The 21,988-nt window shown below is 41.6% G+C and carries 21 protein-coding genes, 1 tRNA gene, 1 pseudogene and 2 other annotated features; of the genes and pseudogenes, 18 read left to right on the top strand and 5 right to left on the bottom strand.

Annotated features, from left to right (window positions below; genetic code table 11):
* Window positions 1-122: 122 nt before the first annotated feature.
* Both ACH0QE_RS07490 and ACH0QE_RS07485 read right to left on the bottom strand, forming a co-directional pair.
* Window positions 123-434: a DUF6509 family protein gene (locus tag ACH0QE_RS07490; RefSeq protein WP_415800078.1), complete on the bottom strand. Its 312-nt coding sequence runs from the start codon at window positions 432-434 to the stop codon at window positions 123-125.
* Window positions 435-1,555: 1,121 nt separating this feature from the next.
* The gene (locus ACH0QE_RS07485) at window positions 1,556-2,176 is read right to left on the bottom strand and encodes a LysE family transporter (protein ID WP_415800077.1); all 621 of its coding nucleotides are present in this window, start codon (window positions 2,174-2,176) and stop codon (window positions 1,556-1,558) included.
* Window positions 2,177-2,601: 425 nt separating this feature from the next.
* Here ACH0QE_RS07485 and ACH0QE_RS07480 point away from each other — a divergent pair, with 425 nt between their 5' ends.
* Window positions 2,602-2,808, top strand: coding sequence for a cold-shock protein (locus ACH0QE_RS07480; protein ID WP_041967496.1), 207 nt, complete (start codon window positions 2,602-2,604; stop codon window positions 2,806-2,808).
* A gap of 220 nt (window positions 2,809-3,028) precedes the next feature.
* Here ACH0QE_RS07480 and ACH0QE_RS07475 read toward each other — a convergent pair.
* Window positions 3,029-3,112 (bottom strand) — tRNA-Leu (locus tag ACH0QE_RS07475).
* 148 nt (window positions 3,113-3,260) lie between these two features.
* Between ACH0QE_RS07475 and ACH0QE_RS07470 the strand changes: the two genes are divergently transcribed.
* The 7 genes and pseudogenes from ACH0QE_RS07470 to ACH0QE_RS07440 all read left to right on the top strand — a co-directional run bounded on the left by ACH0QE_RS07470 (window position 3,261) and on the right by ACH0QE_RS07440 (window position 9,784).
* Window positions 3,261-3,893, top strand: a complete 633-nt coding sequence (locus ACH0QE_RS07470; protein ID WP_041967497.1) for a LysE family transporter — start codon at window positions 3,261-3,263, stop codon at window positions 3,891-3,893.
* A 175-nt stretch (window positions 3,894-4,068) separates the two neighbouring features.
* Window positions 4,069-4,821, top strand: coding sequence for a DeoR/GlpR family DNA-binding transcription regulator (locus ACH0QE_RS07465; protein WP_415800076.1), 753 nt, complete (start codon window positions 4,069-4,071; stop codon window positions 4,819-4,821).
* The gene (pfkB, locus tag ACH0QE_RS07460) at window positions 4,818-5,729 is read left to right on the top strand and encodes a 1-phosphofructokinase (RefSeq protein WP_415800075.1); all 912 of its coding nucleotides are present in this window, start codon (window positions 4,818-4,820) and stop codon (window positions 5,727-5,729) included. Before ACH0QE_RS07465 ends, pfkB begins: the two co-directional genes overlap by 4 nt.
* 15 nt (window positions 5,730-5,744) lie before the next feature.
* Complete coding sequence (locus ACH0QE_RS07455; protein WP_415800074.1) at window positions 5,745-7,604, top strand: PTS fructose transporter subunit IIABC; 1,860 nt, start codon at window positions 5,745-5,747, stop codon at window positions 7,602-7,604.
* A 113-nt stretch (window positions 7,605-7,717) separates the two neighbouring features.
* Window positions 7,718-8,519 (top strand): annotated as a pseudogene (locus ACH0QE_RS07450) (DUF2935 domain-containing protein).
* A 160-nt stretch (window positions 8,520-8,679) separates the two neighbouring features.
* The gene (locus ACH0QE_RS07445) at window positions 8,680-8,769 is read left to right on the top strand and encodes a putative holin-like toxin (RefSeq protein WP_225649917.1); all 90 of its coding nucleotides are present in this window, start codon (window positions 8,680-8,682) and stop codon (window positions 8,767-8,769) included.
* 244 nt (window positions 8,770-9,013) lie between these two features.
* Window positions 9,014-9,784 carry an alpha/beta fold hydrolase gene (locus ACH0QE_RS07440; protein ID WP_415800073.1) on the top strand — a complete coding sequence of 257 codons (771 nt, stop codon included), beginning with the start codon at window positions 9,014-9,016 and terminating at the stop codon, window positions 9,782-9,784.
* 31 nt (window positions 9,785-9,815) lie between these two features.
* Here the strand turns inward: ACH0QE_RS07440 and ACH0QE_RS07435 are convergent, their stop codons facing one another.
* Complete coding sequence (locus ACH0QE_RS07435; RefSeq protein ID WP_415800072.1) at window positions 9,816-11,090, bottom strand: MFS transporter; 1,275 nt, start codon at window positions 11,088-11,090, stop codon at window positions 9,816-9,818.
* 163 nt (window positions 11,091-11,253) lie between these two features.
* On the opposite strand from ACH0QE_RS07435, the gene ACH0QE_RS07430 reads away from it, so the two are divergent.
* From ACH0QE_RS07430 to trpA, 8 genes are all read left to right on the top strand, one after another.
* On the top strand, window positions 11,254-11,895 hold the full coding sequence (locus ACH0QE_RS07430; RefSeq protein ID WP_415800071.1) for an MOSC domain-containing protein: 642 nt from the start codon (window positions 11,254-11,256) through the stop codon (window positions 11,893-11,895).
* Window positions 11,896-11,955: 60 nt separating this feature from the next.
* Window positions 11,956-12,202 (top strand) — a binding site (T-box leader).
* 60 nt (window positions 12,203-12,262) lie between these two features.
* Window positions 12,263-12,517: a binding site (T-box leader), on the top strand.
* A 58-nt stretch (window positions 12,518-12,575) separates the two neighbouring features.
* Window positions 12,576-13,973 carry an anthranilate synthase component I gene (gene trpE / locus ACH0QE_RS07425; RefSeq protein WP_415800070.1) on the top strand — a complete coding sequence of 466 codons (1,398 nt, stop codon included), beginning with the start codon at window positions 12,576-12,578 and terminating at the stop codon, window positions 13,971-13,973.
* Window positions 13,954-14,556, top strand: coding sequence for an anthranilate synthase component II (locus ACH0QE_RS07420; RefSeq protein ID WP_415800069.1), 603 nt, complete (start codon window positions 13,954-13,956; stop codon window positions 14,554-14,556). Before trpE ends, ACH0QE_RS07420 begins: the two co-directional genes overlap by 20 nt.
* Window positions 14,540-15,565 carry an anthranilate phosphoribosyltransferase gene (trpD, locus tag ACH0QE_RS07415; RefSeq protein WP_415800068.1) on the top strand — a complete coding sequence of 342 codons (1,026 nt, stop codon included), beginning with the start codon at window positions 14,540-14,542 and terminating at the stop codon, window positions 15,563-15,565. Before ACH0QE_RS07420 ends, trpD begins: the two co-directional genes overlap by 17 nt.
* A 1-nt stretch (window position 15,566) precedes the next feature.
* Window positions 15,567-16,361, top strand: coding sequence for an indole-3-glycerol phosphate synthase TrpC (gene trpC / locus ACH0QE_RS07410; RefSeq protein ID WP_415800067.1), 795 nt, complete (start codon window positions 15,567-15,569; stop codon window positions 16,359-16,361).
* The gene (locus ACH0QE_RS07405) at window positions 16,351-16,968 is read left to right on the top strand and encodes a phosphoribosylanthranilate isomerase (protein ID WP_415800066.1); all 618 of its coding nucleotides are present in this window, start codon (window positions 16,351-16,353) and stop codon (window positions 16,966-16,968) included. Before trpC ends, ACH0QE_RS07405 begins: the two co-directional genes overlap by 11 nt.
* Window positions 16,969-18,174, top strand: a complete 1,206-nt coding sequence (gene trpB / locus ACH0QE_RS07400; protein ID WP_415800065.1) for a tryptophan synthase subunit beta — start codon at window positions 16,969-16,971, stop codon at window positions 18,172-18,174. It abuts the gene before it with no gap.
* Window positions 18,174-18,947 (top strand): tryptophan synthase subunit alpha, encoded by a 774-nt coding sequence (trpA, locus tag ACH0QE_RS07395; RefSeq protein ID WP_415800064.1) that lies wholly within the window; start codon window positions 18,174-18,176, stop codon window positions 18,945-18,947. The genes trpB and trpA overlap by 1 nt, the downstream gene beginning before the upstream one ends.
* 87 nt (window positions 18,948-19,034) lie before the next feature.
* Here the strand turns inward: trpA and ACH0QE_RS07390 are convergent, their stop codons facing one another.
* The gene (locus tag ACH0QE_RS07390; protein WP_415800063.1) at window positions 19,035-19,634 is read right to left on the bottom strand and encodes an SAM-dependent methyltransferase; all 600 of its coding nucleotides are present in this window, start codon (window positions 19,632-19,634) and stop codon (window positions 19,035-19,037) included.
* Between the two features lie 384 nt (window positions 19,635-20,018).
* Here ACH0QE_RS07390 and ACH0QE_RS07385 point away from each other — a divergent pair, with 384 nt between their 5' ends.
* Complete coding sequence (locus tag ACH0QE_RS07385; RefSeq protein WP_415800062.1) at window positions 20,019-20,597, top strand: hypothetical protein; 579 nt, start codon at window positions 20,019-20,021, stop codon at window positions 20,595-20,597.
* Window positions 20,598-20,739: 142 nt separating this feature from the next.
* A complete protein-coding gene (gene mnmH, locus ACH0QE_RS07380; protein ID WP_415800061.1) occupies window positions 20,740-21,798 on the top strand; it encodes a tRNA 2-selenouridine(34) synthase MnmH in 1,059 nt (352 codons plus the stop codon).
* Window positions 21,799-21,988 lie beyond the last annotated feature (190 nt).

Genomic DNA, 21,988 nt, shown 5'->3' with positions numbered 1-21,988 from the left:
TGTTTTATAATTAATAAAGACTGTAAGTCCATCAAAAAAGATGAATTAAACAGAATAAAAAAGCTTGTGGAAGAAAAAAATAGTACCTTTCTCCACAAGCTGAGAGCAGATATCTGCTCTTTTTAATTTGTTTCCTCTTCTGTTTCATCCTCGGCAGGTATGTTTTCCTCGCAATACTTTTTTATTTGGATGACTTCATCATCCTCAAGTTCAAAATCAAGAACCTTTTCTGTTTCCTGTTCAATGAAATAGCTCTGCAGGATCCGTCTTTCTTCTCCATTATCCAGGAAAAGCACCTTCAAAAGCAGGCCTTTATCAGTATAGAGCTCGTCCTCTTCGTCTACCTCGATCGTTAAAAAATATTCATATCTATTCCCTATAAGAAGTCCAAATGGATCTTCAAGGAGCTCGACAGTATGTCCGATAATATTCATGAATGCTCATCCTTTTAATTTTGTCACCTCTATTATATATCGAAAACATCAAAAACAATCAAGGAATTCGCAGCTAAGAGAAAGAATGCAGGATAGAGAGCAGCTATCAGGACTTATGAAAACGGGGTGTATGTGGAAAATGAAACCCGAAACTTATTTTTTTAACTCATCCGTTTAATGTGCTCGGACAGAAACTGAGAATATAACCGGTCTTTATAGCCCCTTTGCATGCGCTGGGATAGAGACAAATACCACATTCGCGATTGTAAAAAAGAAAATCCAGTGCTATTGTGACAGCTTTTTAGGATACGAGGTCAAAGCTGTCAAGAAAACGTGGTTATTATGACAGGTTTCAGGATGAAGAGCTCAAAGCTGTCAAGAAAATGTGATTATTATGACAGGTTTCAGGGTGTATAGCTCAAAGCTGTCAAGAAGACGTGATAATTGTGACAGGTTACAAGGGTGAAGAGCTCAAAGCTGTCAAGAATCCGCCGTTATTGTGACAGGTTTCAGGGTGAAGAGCTCAAAGCTGTCAAGAAAACGTGATTATTATGACAGGTTTCAGGGTGTATAGCTCAAAGCTGTCAAGAAAACGTGATTATTATGACAGGTTTCAGGATGTAAAGCTCAAAGCTGTCAAGAATCCGCCGTTATTGTGACAGGTTTCAGGGAGTATAGCTCAAAGCTGTCAAGAAAACGTGATTATTATGACAGGTTTCAAGGTGTAAAGCTCAAAGCTGTCAAGAAAACGCCGTTATTGTGACAGGTTTCAGGGTGTAAAGCCCAAAGCTGTCAAGAATCCGCCGTTATTGTGACAGGTTTCAGGGTGTAAAGCTCAAAGCTGTCAAGAAAACGTGATTATTATGACAGGTTTCAAGGGTGAAGAGCTCAAAGCTGTCAAGAATCCGCCGTTATTGTGACAGGTTTCAGGGTGTATAGCTCAAAGCTGTCAAGAAAACGTGATTATTATGACAGGTTTCAGGATGTAAAGCCCAAAGCTGTCAAGAATCGGTTGTTATTGTGACAGCTTTTCAGGATACGAGGTCATAGCTGTCAAGAATCGGTTGTTATTGTGACAGCTTTTCATGATATGTGACGTCCCAACACCAGGGCATTCTTTTTCAAAGGAAAAGCTTCAACGCTTGATAGCCAAAAAACAGGGCAAAGCCAATTAATGATAGTCCGGATATAAGGGAAATGAAAGTCAGTAACCTTGTTGTAAGTAGCTTACGGAAGCTGCTGGAAATAGCGGCCATAATGATATCCCAGAGAACAAGGCCTAGTATGATGCCAAAGCTGTAAATGACAAGTTCGCCAGTTCCATAGGAGGAAGCTGTCTTTGCAAGGACAGACCCGTAAATTCCCAGCCAAAATAAGATTGTCAGTGGATTGGAAATGGACATGATAAACCCGGATAAAAATGACTTGAAACCAGAATCCTCACTTCGATTATCCATTACGATTTTTCCAGAACTCATGATTGTTTCTATGCCTGTGTACATCAAGACAAAGAATCCAAACAACCAGAGGAAAGATTGCATGAACGGAGTCTCGAGATATTTTACAACTCCAAGATAGACAGTCAACATATAGATAATATCTGCTGTCAGGGCGCCTAGGCCAAGAAGCCATGCCTGGAAAAAACCGCTCTTGATTCCTTTGTCCATCTGCGCTGCATTTACTGGCCCAATCGGGGCGGCGAGTGATAATCCAAGAAAAATATAACCTAAGAAGACATTCACTTTTAAAATACCTCCAATAGTCAAAGCGTAATTTGCTTGTACTATTTCTATTCAGACTTCTGAAGGCGTACAACCTATTTTTGTATAAATTGATTATTTTTTTAAAGCAGTCTTAATAAATTCTGGAGGGAAAGAATATACTAGTAACTGTTGCGCAGGCACTACCGGAGTGTCACTTTTGGTAAAAATAAGAAAGTGTGGTAAAATGGAATAGATATCAACTTTCGGATCATTCATTTATTATAAAAAGTTACATTGCCAGCTTTTTATAATAAATGAATTTTTTTATCAATCGAACGGATGATAAGGTCTTTCCGAATATTTTGTTGCTTGCACAGTTTAAAGATCCTGATAATCAACTGGATTGTGTTGAAAGGCTTCGAAATTGAGAAGAACCATAACTAAACCTATAGGAGCGTGAGGAAATGGCATTTGGAAGAAAACCGCCTGAAGAGATCGTAACCGCTGAAACGAAAGTATGGGTATGTACTTCTGATGATTGCAATTGCTGGGTTCGCGACAACTTTAAAAGCAGCAATGTCCCCGCTTGCCCAATTTGTCAAAGTGATATGGAGCAGACAACTAAGGTTCTTGAAGTGGTTAACAACCATAGCCAGAATCTAATCGGATAATCATAAGGTGAAAACAGTCTGGATGGATATCCAGGCTGTTTTTTGCTTTTTCCAAAGGTTGTTTCCCTCAGGCTTTGAGGCTCTGTTCTTCTGTTCTTTACTCTCCATAAGTGATTAGGCGTAAATATTTGTGTTTGCTAATGGCGGGGAAAGAAACAGAGTTTACAAAAAGAGTTTTTTAAACAAAAAAAGTGCCCATTGTATAGGCACCTTTTCTGTATGCGGATGAGAGGACTTGAACCTCCACGGTGTTGCCACCACTAGAACCTGAATCTAGCGCGTCTGCCGATTCCGCCACACCCGCGTATTTATATAAGAATTATAGCATAGAAACTATGGAATACAATTATTATTATCTTTCAATCTATCTTTTAAAAATTGGACAGGTAGTATTAGGATTGGATTCTCAAACATACAATGTACAAAGTTTTTGTGTGTTGGGGGACGAGGTCTTGAGTGTCAGTTTACTAGTCAGTTATATTTTCCTTGGATTAACATTGGCAGCCCCGATTGGTCCGGTAAATTCAGCCAGGTTGGATAAGGGGATCAAAAATGGTTTTTGGCATGCCTGGATTGTAGGGACAGGTTCAATGATTGCCGATGCTATTTTTATGCTGTTAATCTATTTAGGTCTTGTGAATTTTTTGGACATGCCTATCATTCAAATATTCCTTTGGTTATTTGGCGGATTCGTCCTTATCTACTCTGGAATAGAATGTATTGTAAAGGCGAATAACATTGATCTAGCTTTCAGCCGTGGTAAAGAATCGATGCTAAAATGTTTCCTTACGGGATTTATCATGTCGATCAGCAGTCCTTTATCAATCCTTTTCTGGCTAGGAATCTATGGTTCGGTACTTGCAAAAACAGCCAGCAACTATGGACGTACAGACCTTTTGATTTATAGCAGTATGATTTTTCTTGGCCTGGCATTGTGGGATATTTTTGTCGCGGCGATAACGACCGGCTTCAGGAGGTTTTTGAATTATAGCAGTTTGAGGGCTATTTCAATATTGTCTGGCCTCTCTTTGCTTGGTTTTGGAGTTTATTTTGGATACCAGGGTATCAAGGCGTTAATATTATAGGGACACTATTGAGAGAACCTCCGTTATGGAGGTTTTTTTATTTTCTGATAACTGTCAAAAACATTCGCGAAAACTTCAAATTTGATTAAAAATGATTGTTTTTGAAAGAAAATGATTGATTTTTGAAATCGATTACATTATGATGAAAATACGAAGCAAATAGGAGGAATGGCTCATGTTAACACCTGAGCGCCACCAGCTCATCTTACAAATGATTAAAGAAAAACCAATAGTAAAAATACAGGAAATAGTTGATCTCACTGAAGCTTCTGAATCAACCATTCGCCGCGACCTGACAATTCTTGAGGAAGGTAAGTTCCTGAAAAGAGTGCATGGCGGAGCAGCCAGATTAAGGGGCAAACTCCAGGAGCCAAGCATGGATGAAAAGTCCACCAAATTCCTTCAGGAAAAAAAGCAGATCGCTCAATATGCTGCAAGTCTTGTAGAAGAAGGTGACAGTATTTATCTTGATGCCGGATCAACTGTTTTCGAGATGATCAGTTCTCTTCAGGTTAAAGATATTGTAGTGGTCACCAATGGTCTCATGCATTTACCGAAGCTTCTTGAAAGAAATATTGAAACATATGTGATAGGCGGTTATGCCAAGCCAAAAACGAATGCGATCATCGGAAGAGGAGCTCTGGCTAGCCTTGAACAGTACCGCTTTGATAAATGCTTCCTCGGAGTGAATGGTATCCATCCTCATTCAGGGTATACGACACCGGATCAGGAAGAAGCAATGATCAAGCAAAAAGCGATGACTTTATCTCGAGAATCCTTTGTTCTTGCTGATGACAGTAAGTTTTCAGAGATTACATTCGCGAAAATAGCAGACTTACATGAAGCAACGATCATCACCAATACAATTGATGAGGATCATAAGGGGCAATATACGAGCAAAACTTCAATAAAGGTTGTGACAACATGATATACACTCTTACTCTTAATCCATCAGTTGATTACATCGTTGAAGCCGATGAAATCCAACTAGGCAGTTTGAATAGAAGTGCAAACGAAACAAAGCTTCCGGGCGGTAAAGGGATTAACGTTTCAAGGGTCCTGCGTTCCCTTGGTGTTGAAAGCAAGGCAACAGGTTTTATTGGAGGCTTCACCGGCAAGTATGTCGAGGAGTTTCTTAATCGGGAAGGTGTGCAAACAAGATTTGTCAATGTTGAAGGTGATACACGTATTAACGTAAAGCTTAAGGCCGGAACAGAAACAGAAATAAATGCCCGCGGCCCTGAAATCTCAACAATGGCAATAGAGTCATTGAAGGAGCAGATTATGTTGCTTGGAAATGGCGATTTTCTGATCCTTGCTGGAAGCATTCCCTCCAGCATGCCTGATTCCATATATGAAGAGATAGTCCAAATCTGCAAGGATACAGGAGCAGAAGTGATTGTGGATGCAGAAGGTGATTTGCTGAAAAACATTCTCGGCCACAGGCCTTTTCTGATCAAGCCGAATCATCATGAGTTGGGGCAGTTCTTCAACAGGGAAATTACTGATGCTGAGGAAGCCATTTTTTACGGAAAGAAACTTGTTGAAGCTGGTGCTAAAAATGTCATCGTTTCATTGGCTGAGAAAGGTGCCGTATATATTAATGAAAACGACGCCTATAAAGCTGATGTTCCTCAAGGTGAAGTCAAAAGCTCAGTGGGCGCTGGCGACTCAATGGTGGCTGGTTTCGTGGCGCAGTATCTAAAAACTGGTGATCGAAAAGAAGCATTCCGCTATAGTGTTGCATCCGGAAGCGCAACTGCGTTTTCAATCGGATTATGTACACCTGATAAAGTTGAACAACTTCTTCAAGAAGTAAAAATACAAAAAAACTAGTAAGGGGGAGAAAACATGAGAATTACAGAACTGCTGACTAGAGAGACGATTCTGTTATCCATGAGTGCTGAATCAAAGCAAGATGCAGTGAATGAGCTTGTAGAAGTTCTGGAGCGGGCGGGGAAAATTACAGACCGCAATGCTTTTGAAGAAGCAATCTTAAAACGTGAACAACAAAGCACCACAGGCGTAGGGGACGGGATTGCTATTCCACACGCGAAAACTTCAGTCGTGAAGGATGCGGCAATTGTATTTGGCCGGTCAGAGGCTGGAATCGATTATGAATCGTTGGATGGACAGCCTGCACACCTGTTCTTCATGATTGCAGCACCTGAAGGCGCGAACAATACTCATCTTGAAGCACTTGCGCGACTTTCCTCTATTTTGATGAATGCCGATGCACGTGAAAAACTTCTCGGGGCAAAAACGGCTGATGATGTCATTGGCATCATTAACAGCTATGATCAGGAAGAAACCGAAGAGAAGGTCGAAAGGAACAATAAAAAATTTATCGTAGCAGTAACTGCATGCCCTACTGGAATAGCTCACACTTATATGGCTGCTGATTCATTAAAAGCGAAAGCGGCTGAAATGGGCGTTGATATCAAAGTTGAAACGAATGGCTCTGGCGGAGCAAAAAATGTCCTTACACAGGAAGACATTGAAAACGCAGAAGCAGTCATCATTGCGGCTGATACAAAGGTTGATATGGACCGATTCGCAGGAAAGCCATTAATTGATGTACCTGTAGCGGACGGAATCCGCAAACCAAAGGACCTCATTGAAAAGGCTGTCAAAAAGGATGCTCCACTATACAAGGCATCAGGCAATGCAGCGGCAGAAAAGAAAGAAAGTCGGGGCGGAGTCTATAAGCATCTGATGAATGGTGTATCGAATATGCTTCCTTTCGTTGTCGGAGGCGGTATCTTAATCGCAATTTCATTCATGTTTGGCTATAACGCCTTTAATCCAGATGATCCATCTTATCACCCGATTGCCAAAGCGTTGATGGACATAGGCGGAGGAAGCGGTGCGTTTGGATTACTAGTGCCAATTCTTGCAGGCTTCATCGCACTAAGTATTTCTGACAGACCAGGTTTTGCTCCGGGTATGGTCGGTGGATTGCTTGCAGCAACTGGTGGAGGTGGATTCCTTGGCGGATTGGTAGCCGGCTTCCTTGCTGGTTATCTCGTCTTGGGACTAAAGAAATTATTCGCTGGATTGCCTGCTTCACTAGAGGGGATCAAGACAATTCTTTTGTATCCATTGTTCGGTATTGCTTTAACAGGATTCATCATGTTGTTCTTGGTAAACAAACCAGTCGGTGCCCTGAATCAGGCAATCACAGACTGGCTTTCTGGATTAGGAACTGGGAATGCTGTAGTGCTTGGTATTGTTTTGGGTTTAATGATGGCATTCGACATGGGCGGACCAGTTAATAAAGCAGCATACGTTTTTGGAACTGGCTTGCTTGCAAACGGTGTATATGAGCCTATGGCCGCGATCATGGCGGCAGGTATGGTGCCTCCACTTGGGATCGCACTTGCGACAACTTTCTTTAAAAAGAAGTTTAGCAAGCAAGACCAGGATGCAGGAAAGGCCAACTATATTATGGGACTGTCTTTCATTACGGAAGGTGCTATCCCATTCGCAGCAGCAGATCCACTGCGCGTTATTCCTTCAGTAATGGCTGGATCAGCTGTTGCCGGCGGATTGACGATGATGTTTAACATTGGACTGAGAGCTCCACACGGCGGATTGTTCGTAGTACCGCTCGTTGAAGGAGGATGGCTGTTGTACCTGGCAGCAATTCTTATCGGTTCTGTCGTTACGGCAATCTTGCTTGGAATATTAAAGAAACCAGTTACAAAATAAAACGTAAGGCCTGCAGAGTAAAAAAGTCTGCAGGCCTTTTTGTTTGACCATGAATATTTACATTGCTTTGCATATAAGCTTTTATGAAGTGATTTCTGAAGGAGGAAAAGGGGATGGAGAGGGATTTCAACAGTGCTGCCCTGTATGAGCACCGTTTTTGGCTACAGGTTCTTGGTGACCACGGGAGATTCCTGCATGAGGCGCTGGTGCCTGTAGAGCAGGAGGAAATAGAAACGGCAAAGTACTTTATTAATACTTTTGACAGGCTGCTGCAAAGAGTGGAAACAACCGATCTCATTCACTTGAGCATGAGAGCGGACGAAGAAGCGAAGAAACTCAGGCAATTTAAGCTTGACCTGATAGAAAAAATGCTGACAGGCAATGTAAAAATTCATTTTGGCCCTACTTTTATCAACCATATGGTCAATGAGGTTGAAGAATATATTCAGAGTTCTTGAGTATCTTAAAAGGGGTGAGGTACCCCCGGTATTTCACGAATTGCACCATCATACTGTCTGGCTGCTTGATGCGGCAGGCCATGCAGGTGCAATTCAAAGTAACCTTGATCAGGTTGAAAAGCGTCTGAAAGCAAAGAGTGAGAAATATATGAAGCATTTTGAGGATTTCTATTTAAAAGCAGTGGAGATGACTGGTTACCTGCGAACGAATTTAACTTCCTTTCCAGCTTTGCAAAGAATGAATCAAGAGGTATCATTGGAAATTCAACTGTTCATGAAATTTCTTGATGAGTTAAAGGAGCTGGAGTTAACTGAACAGGCATTGGGAAGCTTTGCTCCGCTAATGGCTGACCATATGTTCAGGGAAGAATGCTATTATTTATCTAAATTCGCAGAAGCGGCCTCTATGAATCAACCGGACTGTGATCCTGGCAAGCCTAGATTGAAGACAAACTGAACCTGGCGGATACTAGATAGATTCCATTTCTTCTAGTATCTTAGCCCTAATTTTTCTTCATAATAGAACGAATGTTCTTATTTTGGACAAGGTTATGTTATACTTAAGAAGCAATAGTCAAATCACAAGGGTGGTCGGCTAGCCCCGCAGGAAGGGGGTGATGCCTTTGACGGTATTCGAGACCTTTATGGCGATGTTTTCATTTGCCAGTTTGATCCTCGCAATCCTAACGTTGAGCCAAAAAAAATAGACCTCCCTTTACTGTAATACAGTGAGAGGTCCAACTGCTTCTTTGCCGATCCTCTAAGGAAACGGCTATTGCGGAGACTGTCGGTGGGCCATCACCGGCAGTCATTCTGTACAAATATACAATACAAGGATACCATACAGGGCTGTTAAAGTCACGAGTATAAGCACCTTTATGCATGAGATGTTTTGCCATTTGGTTATACTGAGGAAGTTATGTTAATCCATGCATAGGGAGTGAATGGCGAGTGACTTTATGCAATTTAGAGTATGGTGATCTCTTTTACGAAGAGATTGGGCAAGGAAGTCCAATTATCTTTTTACACCCACCGGGAATGGGAAGAAAGGTGTTTCGATTCCAAAGGCCACTGAGCCAACGATATAGACTGATCCTTCCTGACTTAAGCGGTCATGGTGATTCAACAGCTGTACTAGAAAGGGTTACAATCCAAAAGTATGCCGAAGAAGTCTTGAGACTGGTCGATTCTATAGGACTGGAAAAAGTCACGTTGTGCGGCTATTCTTCCGGAGGCAGCATCGCACAGGAATTTTCCCTGACATACCCGGAAAGAACTAAATCGCTTATCCTTTCTGGGGGCTTTGCAGAGGTACAATCACCCGCATTGAAATATGAGCATTTGATGGGAATGTATCTCGTGAAAAATTCCCCTAAAACGCTGGCAAAGGTAATTGCAACTGCACATACCTTTGATAAGAATTACAGGACTGAACTTATTGAACATATGTTGAAGGCAGATTTGAATACATGGTTCCACTTTTACAACGAATCATTGAACTACTCTTGCAGCGGAAGACTGAAAAATTTAAATGTGCCTTTGCTGCTTATTTATGGTTCGAGAGATTTCATCAACCAGCACATAAGGGCCTATGAAAGAGAGTTGGGACATTTTCAAAAAGCCATTATTCCAAAAGTCTCACATCAAGTTCCAGTTAAGAAATGGCAGGATTTTAACACTGAGATTGAGAAGTTTTTGGAAGAGCAACCTGACGGGCGTTGAAAAACGCATTGTTCAATTAGACAATGCGTTTTTACGCCTCTTTTTTATCTGGTTTTATGGCAAGAAATGTTGCTAGAGCGGCAGCGATGCTTAAAGTGGTTAGGATAATGAACATTAGTTTATTTGAATTTTTCATCATAAGAGCGATGATGGGAGGACCTGCGGCCACTCCTATGAACCTCATTGAGCTATATATGGATGTGATGGTACCTCGTTCTTCTTTTTCAATACTCTCAGTGATTAAGGCATCCAGTGGCGGCAGGCTTGCACCTATACCTATGCCGGCAACAAGGAACATGGAAATCAAAAACCATAGCTCTCTTGAAAAACTCAGGAGGGCCACTGCTACACCAAGCAAAACTAAGCTGGAGAACGTAATCCACTTCATAAGGACCATATTCTTTTTTATTACTTTACCTGTGATAAATGATGAAAGGCATAGAGCCCCTAATGGCAGGGCAAGAACCAGTCCTTTTTTCAAATCCTTTATACCATATTTGTTCTCCAGAATATCGGACAGATAAAATAAGACTCCAAACAACACGAACATGACAATCGCACCAATAAAAAAGATGGCATACAGCCAACGCCCATTTTCAGTGAAAATCAATTTTATTTTCTTAATAAAATCCTTGAATGGCAATGGTTCTTGTTTCTTTTTTGGACTTTTAACCAGGAAGATCATCATGATTATTGACAGGGCACAGAAAACGGGTATTGAAAAGAACGGGATAAACCAGATGATTCCTGCCAGGAATGACCCTAATACTGGGCTGAGAACCTTTCCAAGTGTGTTAGCAGTTTCGATTTCTCCAAGAGCTCCGCTTACTTCATCATCGTTTTTGAACATATCTCCAACCAATGGCAAAACGATTGGAAAAGCACCGGCTGCTCCAACGCCCTGCAAGGCTCTTCCGATTAAGACAACCCAGTATCCATCGTTCATTTGCCATGAGGCCCACCCTGATATTGTGCCGCCAATTCCAGTGATGATCAGGCTTGGAATTATGACTTTCTTTCGACCAATATGATCAGATAAATACCCGGCTAACGGGATTAAAAATATCGCTACTATTGAATATACGGTTATGATCAGGCTCGATTGAAAGGCGGAAATACCCATCTTCTTCTCCATGACAGGCAAAACTGGAATCAGCATCGAATTTCCAAGTGTCATCACGAGTGGAATGGATGCGATCGAGACAATTGCCCATTTTTGATTATTGGCACTATCCTTCTTTGCATCCTTTTCTTTTTTATTCGAAACTCCTCCGGCTTTTGGAAACAAGTTTTCAATATAATTCATGATCGTAACCTGCCTTTTTTCGTACTATTTTTAGTGTGGACTTAAACAATAGAAAAAACAGATGTCTTTTTATGGGAAAGGTTTTTTCTGTGAAATATCCTTATGGAGTTTTTAGAGTAAAAAGGATAAAATAATTGGAAAAGGCTTGAAGGTTGGTGGAATCATGACCCAAATATTGTACCTGAATGTCGGGAAGCCGGAACTTAGGACCTGGGATGGGAAAGAAGAACTATCAGCGATTGGGAAAAAAGGCGTGACACAAGCGTTCCTATCAAAGGAATCCTTTCAGGGAGATGGCGTGGCAGCGACAGAATTTCACGGAGGACCTGACAGAGTGGTTTGTTTTTATCCTGCAGAGCATTATTCAAAATGGTCTGTTGAATTCGGAAAGGAATTAGCACCTCCAACCTTTGGCGAGAATATTTCAGCCCCAGGAATGTTGGAAGCTGATATCTATATAGGAGATACATACAAGCTTGGAGAAGCTGTGCTCCAGGTGACACAGGGAAGGATTCCGTGTTCAAAGATTTCGAAGAATAACCAAATTGACACGCTGCTGAAAAGAGTAGTCGAGACTGGCTATACCGGCTATTTTTTCCGTGTTCTTCAAGAGGGTATGGTTTATGAGGACTCCGAAATTAATTTCTTAGAGAGGAAGCAAAATAAGTTTTCGATTTTAAGGGCTAATGAAATTTATTTTCACAAGAGGAAGGATTACCAGGCGATTGAAGAACTCTTGGGAATTGAGGAACTTGCAGAAGACTGGAAGGGAAACCTTGAGAAACTTTTAAAGCAGAAAAATTAAAATATTACATTTTTTGTTTGACATTTGCGAATTACCGCTTTAATATAATGAATAATATATTAATGAGCGATGACGAAGAGTAGTAACTGGATCAGGTACTTTAGAGAGCTGATGGTTGGTGGGAATCAGTGTAACTGTACCAGCGAATGGACTTCCGAGCTTCCAGACCGAACCCTTTAGGCAGTAGGCTCTGGCGAAATGACCTTATCGTTATAAAAGGCAGGCATTAAGCATTCTGTGCTCGATGCTGTTAAGTGAGCTGTTATACAGCTAATTAAGGTGGCACCACGGGTCTCTCGTCCTTATTGTAATCAATAAGGATGGGGGACCCTTTTTGTTTTTCCTAATATACCAATAATTTTATTATGTAAACTCGATGAGCAAGAAGAGTAAGCAGGATGATTTCTGTTGCAGAGAGCCGGGTAAGGTGTGAACCGGTACAGAAATACTTGCTGAATGGCCTTGCGAGAGGCAGCCTGAAACAACAGTAGGGCTTGCCCGGGATTCCGCCGTTAAAAGGATAGGGTATAACGAAACTTTTTTAGTTTCCTGTACCTGAAGAGAGGGAGTCTCAGGCTCCAATATGAGGTGGCACCGCGGTCCAATCGTAATCGTCCTCTATACAGCACAATCTTTGTGCATGTATAGGGGACTTTTTTATTTTCTAAAGGAGGATTTATATGAATGTAGAAGCACCAGATGTTTTTATCGAGGAAATTGAGGGAGATACGTTAACTCCAATATCCGTCTATCAAATGATTTCCGGTAAGAAAAAATTCCTTCTGGAAAGTTCCCATAAACATAATGATTCCGGCCGTTTTTCTTTCATTGGCTGTGATCCCGTTTACGAGCTCTTGAATGAAAAGGGTAAGACTTATCTGGCAAGAAAAGGCGTTAAGGAGCGAGTACAGGGTACGTTTTCCGAGGCGCTGAAAGAAATGCTTCCTAAAGTAGTCCCTGAATTTGATATTCCTTTCATAGGAGGCGGTGTCGGTTTTGTAAGCTATGATTTCATCCGCGATTTTGAAGAAATTGGGCCGCTTAAAGAAGATCCTCTGGATATGCCAGAAGCGCATTTGATGTTCTTCAATGAAGTCATCGTATTTGACCATCTTAAACAAAAAATCAATCTGATCGGCATTCCGTTTCCAGGATACAGCACTGACGATCTTATTAAGAAAATAAAGAAACGAAAAAAAGAACTTGATTCGCCAATTAAAAAACAGCCTGTCAATCGATTTTCACTTTCAGATTTTAAAGCATCGCAAAACAGGGAGGAGTTTGAGAAATCGGTCAGGACCGCAAAAAGCCTGATCGAAGAGGGAGAAATCTTTCAGGTTGTGCTGTCAAGAAGGCTAGCAGGTGATGCAAAAGGAGATCCATTTTCGTTCTATCGAAAGCTGCGAGTGGATAATCCCTCCCCTTATATGTACTTTATTGACTTTGAAAATTATGTTGTTGCCGGCACGTCCCCTGAAAGCCTCGTAAAGTACAGGGATGGAACGATGATTGCCAACCCGATTGCAGGTACCAGGCCGAGGGGAATATCCGCAGATGAGGATTTAGAACTGGAATTAGAATTGAAAGAGGATGAAAAGGAACTGGCTGAACATAAGATGCTCGTCGATCTCTCAAGGAATGATTTAGGCAGGATATGTGAAGTCGGCAGTGTCAAAATTGATAAATTCCTGGCTGTAGAAAGGTATCAGTTTGTCATGCATCTCGTCTCGGAAGTGAGCGGGAGACTCTTGCCAGGTGCCCACCCGATTGATGGCCTTGCGGCATGCCTCCCTGCAGGAACAGTGTCAGGTGCACCGAAAATTCGGGCGATGCAAATCATCAACGAGCTTGAAGCTGAAAAAAGAGGTGTCTATTCAGGAGCAGTCGGTTACTTTTCTTCTTGTGGAAGCATGGATTTTGCCCTGGCGATCAGAACAATGGTTGTCAAGGATGGCAAAGGATATCTCCAGGCAGGTGCAGGCATTGTATATGACTCTGACCCGACGAAAGAGTTTGATGAAACAAGCCATAAATTAAAAGCATTGATGGAGGCAGCCAATGATCCTACTGATCGATAATTACGATTCATTCACCTATAACCTTTACCAGTATCTAAGCGAACTGGGTGCTGAAGTGAAAACAGTCAGGAACGATAAGATATCGGTTCAGGAAATCTCACGAATGGAACCTGAGGCAATTGTCCTTTCTCCGGGTCCAGGCAGGCCAGAACAAGCCGGAATCTGTGGCGAGACTGTTAAACAATTGGCGCCATTAATCCCTATTCTTGGTATATGTCTTGGCCACCAGGCAATAGCCCATGCATTTGGCTGTTCGATCATCAAGGCTAAAAAAATCAGGCATGGCAAGGAGTCCAAACTGCTGCATACAGGCACTTCGCTAATGAATAATCTCGAGGAACATCCTGAAGTAATGCGATATCACTCTTTGGTAATCGACCGTATGACGCTTAATGAAGATTTTGAGGTGCTGGCTGAAGCGGCTGATGACCAGGAAATCATGGCAATCAAGCATAAACAATATCCGTTGTATGGTCTTCAGTTTCATCCGGAATCAATTGGAACGAAGAGCGGAAAGAAAATATTATCGAATTTTCTCTCTGAAATAAGAAAGGAGACAAAAGCTTATGAAACATTATCTTGAAAAGTTGGTTGAAGGGAAATCATTGCTGGAAATTGAAATGGAAGATGCTCTCCAGCAAATTTTCACCCAGGATACAACAGATGCCGAAATCGCATCATTTTTGACAGGTCTCAAGTCAAAAGGAGAAACGGCTGAGGAAGTATCAGGGCTGGTAAAAGCCATCAGAAAGCATGCCCTTACTTTTACAAAAAATATACCGAATGTTCTTGATAATTGCGGAACAGGAGGAGATGGATCAAAAAGCTTCAACATAAGTACTACTTCCGCATTTGTTATTGCCGGCGCCGGGATTACAGTAGCAAAGCATGGAAACAGAAGCGTTTCGAGCAAGACAGGAAGCGCGGATGTATTGGAGGCGCTCGGTGTCAGCCTTGAATTCTCTCCAGAAGAAACAGAAGAAATTCTTGAACAGAATGGGATTGCTTTCCTTTTTGCACCCCATGTCCATCCAAAACTTAAACAAATAATGAAGGTAAGAAGGGACCTGAAAATTCCGACGATCTTCAATTTAATTGGACCTCTGACAAATCCTGTACAGCTCGATTACCAGTTGCTAGGAATTTATCGCAGGGATTTGCTCGATAAGTTTGCCCATGTGCTGGCAAACCTGAACAGGAAGCGAGCCATCGTAATTAACGGAGCAGGAGGAATGGATGAAGCATCTCTTGCGGGTGAAAACAAAATGGTCATCGTTTCAGAAGGAGAAATCAAGCACATCAGGCTTCAGCCTGAAGAAGTGAACTTGCCAGTATACGAAAACAGCAGGATCCGGGGAGGGGATGCACGCGATAATGCAGAAATTTTGCTCCAGGTCCTTAAAGGCAATAAAGGCGCACACCGGGATACTGTGCTGCTGAACGCAGGTCTTGGAATTTATACCGCCGGAAAGGCAGAATCGATTCTTCAAGGAGTGGACCTGGCAGCGGAAAGCATCGATTCAGGCAGGGCATTGACCAAACTGGAGAACTTAATCAGCATCAGTAGTCGAAATAAAAAGGCGGTAGGATGAGATGGGGACAATACTTGATTCAATCATTGAAAGAAAAAAAGTTGAGGTGGAAGAGCTGAGGAAGTCAGCCAAGGATATATCTGATATTTCTTCGAAGCCACGCTCATTGCTAAAAGCCTTAAGAGAGGCAAGCAATGTCGCCATCATTTCAGAATTTAAAAGGGCATCACCTTCGAAAGGAGACATCAATCTTTCTTTGGATCCTGCTCAGCAGGCAATACTTTATGCCCGGGCAGGTGCATCGGCTATATCGGTGTTAACGGATGAAAAAGGTTTTAAAGGATCTCTCACTGATTTGAAAAAAGTCAGAGAAGCAGTGGATCTTCCGGTTCTTTGCAAGGATTTTATCGTTGATCAAATTCAAATAGACCTGGCCCGTTCCGCCGGAGCAGATGTCATTTTGCTCATAGCATCGGCATTGTCTCAAGAGAAATTGGCAGAGCTATACGAGTATGCCTCTGAAAAAGGGCTCGAGTGCCTCGTTGAAATCCATGATGAAGCAGATCTGGAAAAAGCTCTCCATATAAAAGCTGAAATTATCGGGATCAATAATCGCGATTTAAAATCATTCGAGGTCAATCTCGTAAACACCGAGAAGCTCGGACCGCTTGTAAAAAAAGCAGGAGCGTTTCTGATCAGTGAAAGCGGCATGAAAACAAGGGACGACATCGTCCGTGCAGCAGCTGCTGGTGCAAGTGGAGTATTGATTGGCGAAACTTTAATGACTTCATCAGATATTAAAAATACTTTCAGCCAGTTCTCTGTCCCTATTGTGGGGGAACTGTATGAAGGTTAAGATTTGTGGCATTAAAACGGTTGAAGCAGCGAGCCATGCTGTTGAGAATGGTGCCGATGCTCTTGGATTTGTCTTTGCAGAAAGTAAACGGCGAATAACAGTTCTCCAGGCACAACAGGTCATTGCGGACGTACCGGAACATGTCTGGAAGGTAGGAGTCTTTGTGAACGAGGTTGCTGCAGAAATAAAGCGAATCGCCGAAACTGCCGGCCTAACACATATTCAGCTTCATGGTGATGAGATCCCTGAAGACTATCGTGCAATAGGGCTGCCGTTAATTAAGGCTGTTTCCGTTAAGTCACCGGAAGACCTAAAAAAAATTGACACTATAATAGCTGACTATATCCTCCTTGACAGCCCTCCAGCAGAATATCGGGGAGGAAACGGCTCTAGTTTTGAGTGGAATCTGGCAAAAGCAATCGGGAAGTCAAAGACAAATATCATTTTGGCGGGTGGACTGGACCCACAGAATATCAGTAAAGCGATCGCAAAAATCAACCCATTGATGGTTGATGTCAGCAGTGGTGTAGAAACAAACGGAGAAAAAGATTTAGGTAAAATAATAGATTTTATAAATAATGCAAAAAAAGAGAGGGAGGAAGATTGAATGACTATTAATACTTATAATTTGCCGGACGAAAAAGGGCACTTTGGAAATTATGGAGGAAGGTTCGTACCCGAAACGCTGATGCATGCTGTTCTTGAATTGGAGAAGGAATACAACAGAGCTTTGGCAGATGAAGAGTTCCATGCCGAACTGCAAAAGTTAATGAAGGATTACGTTGGAAGAGAAACTCCATTATACCTGGCAGGCAACCTCACCGAACATGCTGGCGGGGCTAAAATCTATCTCAAGCGAGAGGATCTTAACCACACCGGAGCCCATAAAATCAATAATACTGTCGGGCAGGCCTTGCTGGCAGTCAGGATGGGAAAGCGAAAGATTGTCGCTGAGACAGGAGCGGGGCAGCACGGAGTTGCTACTGCAACAGTCTGTGCCTTGCTTAATCTGGAATGTGTGATTTTTATGGGCAAAGAGGATATCAGACGGCAGCAATTAAATGTTTTCAGGATGGAACTCCTTGGCGCGAAAGTAATAAGTGTTGACGCAGGCAGTGGGACATTGAAGGATGCGGTCAATGAAGCTCTTCGCTACTGGGTGACAAACGTGCGCGATACCCACTATATCCTTGGATCAGTAATGGGTCCGCATCCGTTCCCGAAAATGGTCCGTGACTTTCAAAGTGTCATCGGGAAAGAAACGAAACAGCAATTTTTTGAAAAAGAAGGGAAGCTTCCTGATGCACTTGTTGCATGTATTGGAGGCGGCAGCAATTCAATTGGTTTATTCTATCCGTTCATTGAGGATAAAAGTGTGTCTATTTATGGTGTTGAGGCTGCAGGACTCGGCCTGGCAACTGATAAGCATGCAGCATCATTATCTAAAGGGAAGCCAGGCGTCCTTCACGGTGCAATGATGTATCTGCTCCAGGATGAGGACGGTCAAATTCAGGAGGCACACTCGATATCAGCTGGTCTGGACTACCCTGGAATTGGTCCTGAGCACAGCTATCTGCACGATATTAATAGAATCACATATGAATCTGTAACGGATGACGAAGCACTTGATGCCTTTCAACTGCTTTCAAAACTAGAGGGAATCATCCCTGCTTTGGAAAGCGCACATGCCATTGCATACGCAGTCAAACTAGCCGCTAAGATGAGCAAAGATGAGTGTATCGTTGTCTGCTTATCTGGCCGTGGGGATAAAGATGTACAGACAATTAAAGATAGAATAGGAGGAATGGAATAATGGATAAGATTCAAAAGGCTCTGACTAAAAAAGGAAAAAAGGCTTTTGTTCCATATATAATGGCTGGAGATGGAGGGCTTGAAACCCTAAAAGAAAAGCTGTTATTTTTACAAGAATGTGGTGCCGATGCCGTAGAAATTGGTATCCCCTTTTCTGACCCTGTTGCCGATGGACCTACAATCCAGGAAGCTGGTATCCGGGCGCTTAGCAAAGGAACTACGTTGAGAAAGGTGCTGGAGAAGGTTCAAACCTTCAAAACTGAAATCTCAATCCCTCTTATTCTAATGACCTATTTGAATCCCCTCGTAGCATATGGGATCAAAAGATTTGCAGAGGATGCTGCAAATGCTGGTATATCAGGCTGCATTATCCCCGACCTACCGCTTGAGGAGGAAGATTTCATTCTTCCAGCACTTGAGGAGCATGAAATTTCTTTAATCAGGTTAGTGACGCTCACAACTCCAGTTGAGAGAATAAAGGAAATCGGCTCCAGGGCAACAGGATTCATTTATGCTGTTACCGTAACAGGTATTACTGGAGCAAGAAACAATTTCAGTGAGGACCTTGCTGCTTTCCTAAATTCAATTAAAAGTGTTAGCAAAGTCCCGGTGCTGGCAGGGTTCGGAGTTTCAAATGCTGAACAAGTCAGAGAAGTGTGCAAGCATTGTGATGGCGTAATAGTTGGAAGCAAAATTATCGATTTATTTGAACAAGGAGATTTACCTGGAATAAAACAGCTCGTGAGTACAGCTGAAGGGGTTAGTTTGACCTAGAGTTATGGAAAGCAGAATACAGTAGTAAAAAGATAAAACTATAGTAAAAAAACGGAAAAGAAATAGCCGCTGCATATCTAGCAGCGGCTATTTCTTTTCAGCAGTGACACATACTGTCAAGACAGGCCTTACCTCAAGATAAGATACTTCAGGGTTTTTGAATCCGGTATTAAGTAAATCTATTTTCATTCGTTCCCCCAATTGTTTTGCTGTCCGAGCCGTCGACCCTTCTTCGCGCGGCTGGACAGTAAGAACGATTCTTCCTCCTTGTTTCAACAATCGGAGTAGGTGGCTTAAGGAAGTCAGTGGCTGGTCCCAGAGTGGGTAATTATTTACAGAAATGATTCTATTATAATTATGTTCTGGTTGAAAGTTGCCAACATCGTCTATAGTCAAATGTACTTTGCCATGTTCAATCCACTCTTTATTTCTTTTTGTCGCAGCGTTCTTCATTTTTTCAGAAAGGTCTATTCCGTCTACTTCTATACCGCGGTAATTTGACATTAAAGTCTTAATGCCATATCCAGGACCGAAGCCAATCTCTAATATCCGGTCATTTTTACGGACCTGGAGCTTTTGTATGCTCCACCTATTAATTTTCCTATTTTCAAAATACATTATCGTCCCTGCAAGCTTTCCAAGTATGCCCCTGGGCTTCTCGAACTGCTTCGCCATCGGATCAATCATATTCAGTCACTCCTGATTTGTTTAACCAGAATTTTTCTGATTTTTTCTTTTATACCAGTTATCGCTTATTTTTAAACTTCATAACCTTTTGATACCTATGAAATTTGGTAAAGAACAAGAGATGAATGCTTTGTAATAAAGACAGTCTATTCTGAAAATTATTTCTCGGGAAAGCGCAGAAAAAGACATGATACTACAATAAGACGATGGTTGATGAAAAAAATGACTGAATTTGTCACATGCATATAAGATATTTTTTTAAAAAAGCGTGCGATTTGTTACAGTACAATTGAATATTTGTTGTATATACTTTACTTAAAGTTTTCGGTGGTTGAAATTAAAAATGACAATCTATTTAGTTACTAATAAAGGAAGTTGAACGAGATGAAAATGTACGAAGCGATTCTCGATATTTTAGAAAAAAAAGGAAATGCGACGATTCCAGTGATATGCCAGGAAATGAGTGAACAAGATCATCACCTTGTTAGTGAGAGGCAGGATAGAGTTGAACCATCATATATAAAAACACTTGTTAGCAGTAATAACGAATTATTCCTGGTAAAAGATGATATCGTTTCAATAAGACCTGATAAAGAACCAATTATGATGACGGTTGTATTGCATGGATATCCCGGCCCAGAAATGAGGGTTAGGATCGATTTTAAAAGGAATATCTTTACCTACTTTGAATGGCATCTAGACTCTAAAGCTTCCGGGCCGCTTAAAGTAGAAACATTTGGCAGCGTGGAGGATTTTAAAAAGAAACTGTATCCTTTGAAGTTATGGGAGTGGGAAGAAGATTATCAAACAGAAGGAATTGTAGTAGATGGTACCAGTTGGTCAGTAAAACTAAAAACAAAAGGAAAAACCTATGAAAGCAGAGGTCTTGACTCCTTTCCGAACCAGTGGAAAGAATTTTGCAAGGCAGTCAGCGTACTAGTTGGCAAAAAGTTTTCTTGTTAACCGCAGACCTTCTGCGGTTTTTTTCTATTCAAAATACGAAAGGATTGTTTGTTTTAAGGTTATAATGGTGAAAACTCTGCTTGTTTTAGGTACAATAAATAAATGTAGTTTCAAACATGCGACCATGGAGGTCAATCGAGAAATGAAGGACATATCAGTACAAGAATTAATTAGCTCAAAAGAATTTATACCAGTCGATGTCAGGGCGCCAATTGAACATCGTGATTCGGCAATACCTGGGTCGGTCAATATACCATTATTCACAGATGAGGAAAGACAAGAGATAGGGACGCTTTATAAGCAATCTGGTGAACAAGCTGCTAAATGGCGGGCTATGGAGATTGTTTCTCCAAAGCTTCCTCACTTGCTTAGTGAAATAAAGGACCTCAAGAAGTCAGGTGCTGAGCCTGTGATTCATTGTTGGAGAGGCGGGATGAGAAGCAGGTCTGTTGCATCCTTCCTTGAATACGCAGGAATCCCTGCATTGCGTCTCGAGGGCGGTTATCGGGCATACAGGGAATATATTTTGGAAAAAATCCCTCAACTATTGCCCGAAAAGGCCATTGTTCTGCATGGAATGACAGGGACTGGCAAAACCGACATATTACAGGCTCTCCAGGAAAAGGGATTTCCCGTTGTTAATCTGGAAAAAATGGCAAACCATAGAGGATCCATTTTTGGCATGATTGGGATGGGAGAGGCACACAATCAAAAAACATTCGATGCTTTGTTGTTTGAAAGGCTAAATGAAATAAAAGGCTCCAACTATTTTATCATTGAAGCGGAGAGCAAAAGAATCGGGCGGGCAGCCCAGCCGGAAGAAATGATCGAGAAAAAGCAGAATGGAATACATTACCTGGTAAAAAGCTCAATACCTAAAAGAGTCGAACGGATATTCAATGAATATGTACAACCTTTTATAGGTGAAGCCTGGTTTGAAGAGGAAGTCAGGGAGAAGGTAACAAAACTGATAAAGCGGATCAATCATAATGTTTCACCATCCCTTTCTTTTGCCCTAGAAGAAAAAAACTATAAAGAATTAATTGAGATATTACTGGTACATTATTATGATCCGCGCTATAACCATGCACTTCTGGAATATGAGGGTCCTTTCAAAGAAATCGATTCAGACGACCCTTATGTTATAGAGAATATTGTAAAAGAAATACAGAAGACATTTTCTGATTCAACAGCGGTTTAAGATAATTGAAAAAAGGTAATTAAAGAAGGAAAGCAGTTAAATGCTTTCCTTCAGCTTGTGGAGAAAGGTACTATTTTTTTCTTCCACAAGCTTTTTTATTCTGTTTAATTCATCTTTTTTGATGGACTTACAGTCTTTATTAATTAGAAAACACAGATCGCCACCATTATCCTAGCTTGGCTAGGTGTGT

The sequence above is a fragment of the Mesobacillus sp. genome (assembly GCF_047739415.1).
In the GTDB taxonomy this organism is placed as follows: domain Bacteria; phylum Bacillota; class Bacilli; order Bacillales; family Cytobacillaceae; genus Mesobacillus.
This window is presented reverse-complemented; position numbering and strand designations above follow the sequence as displayed.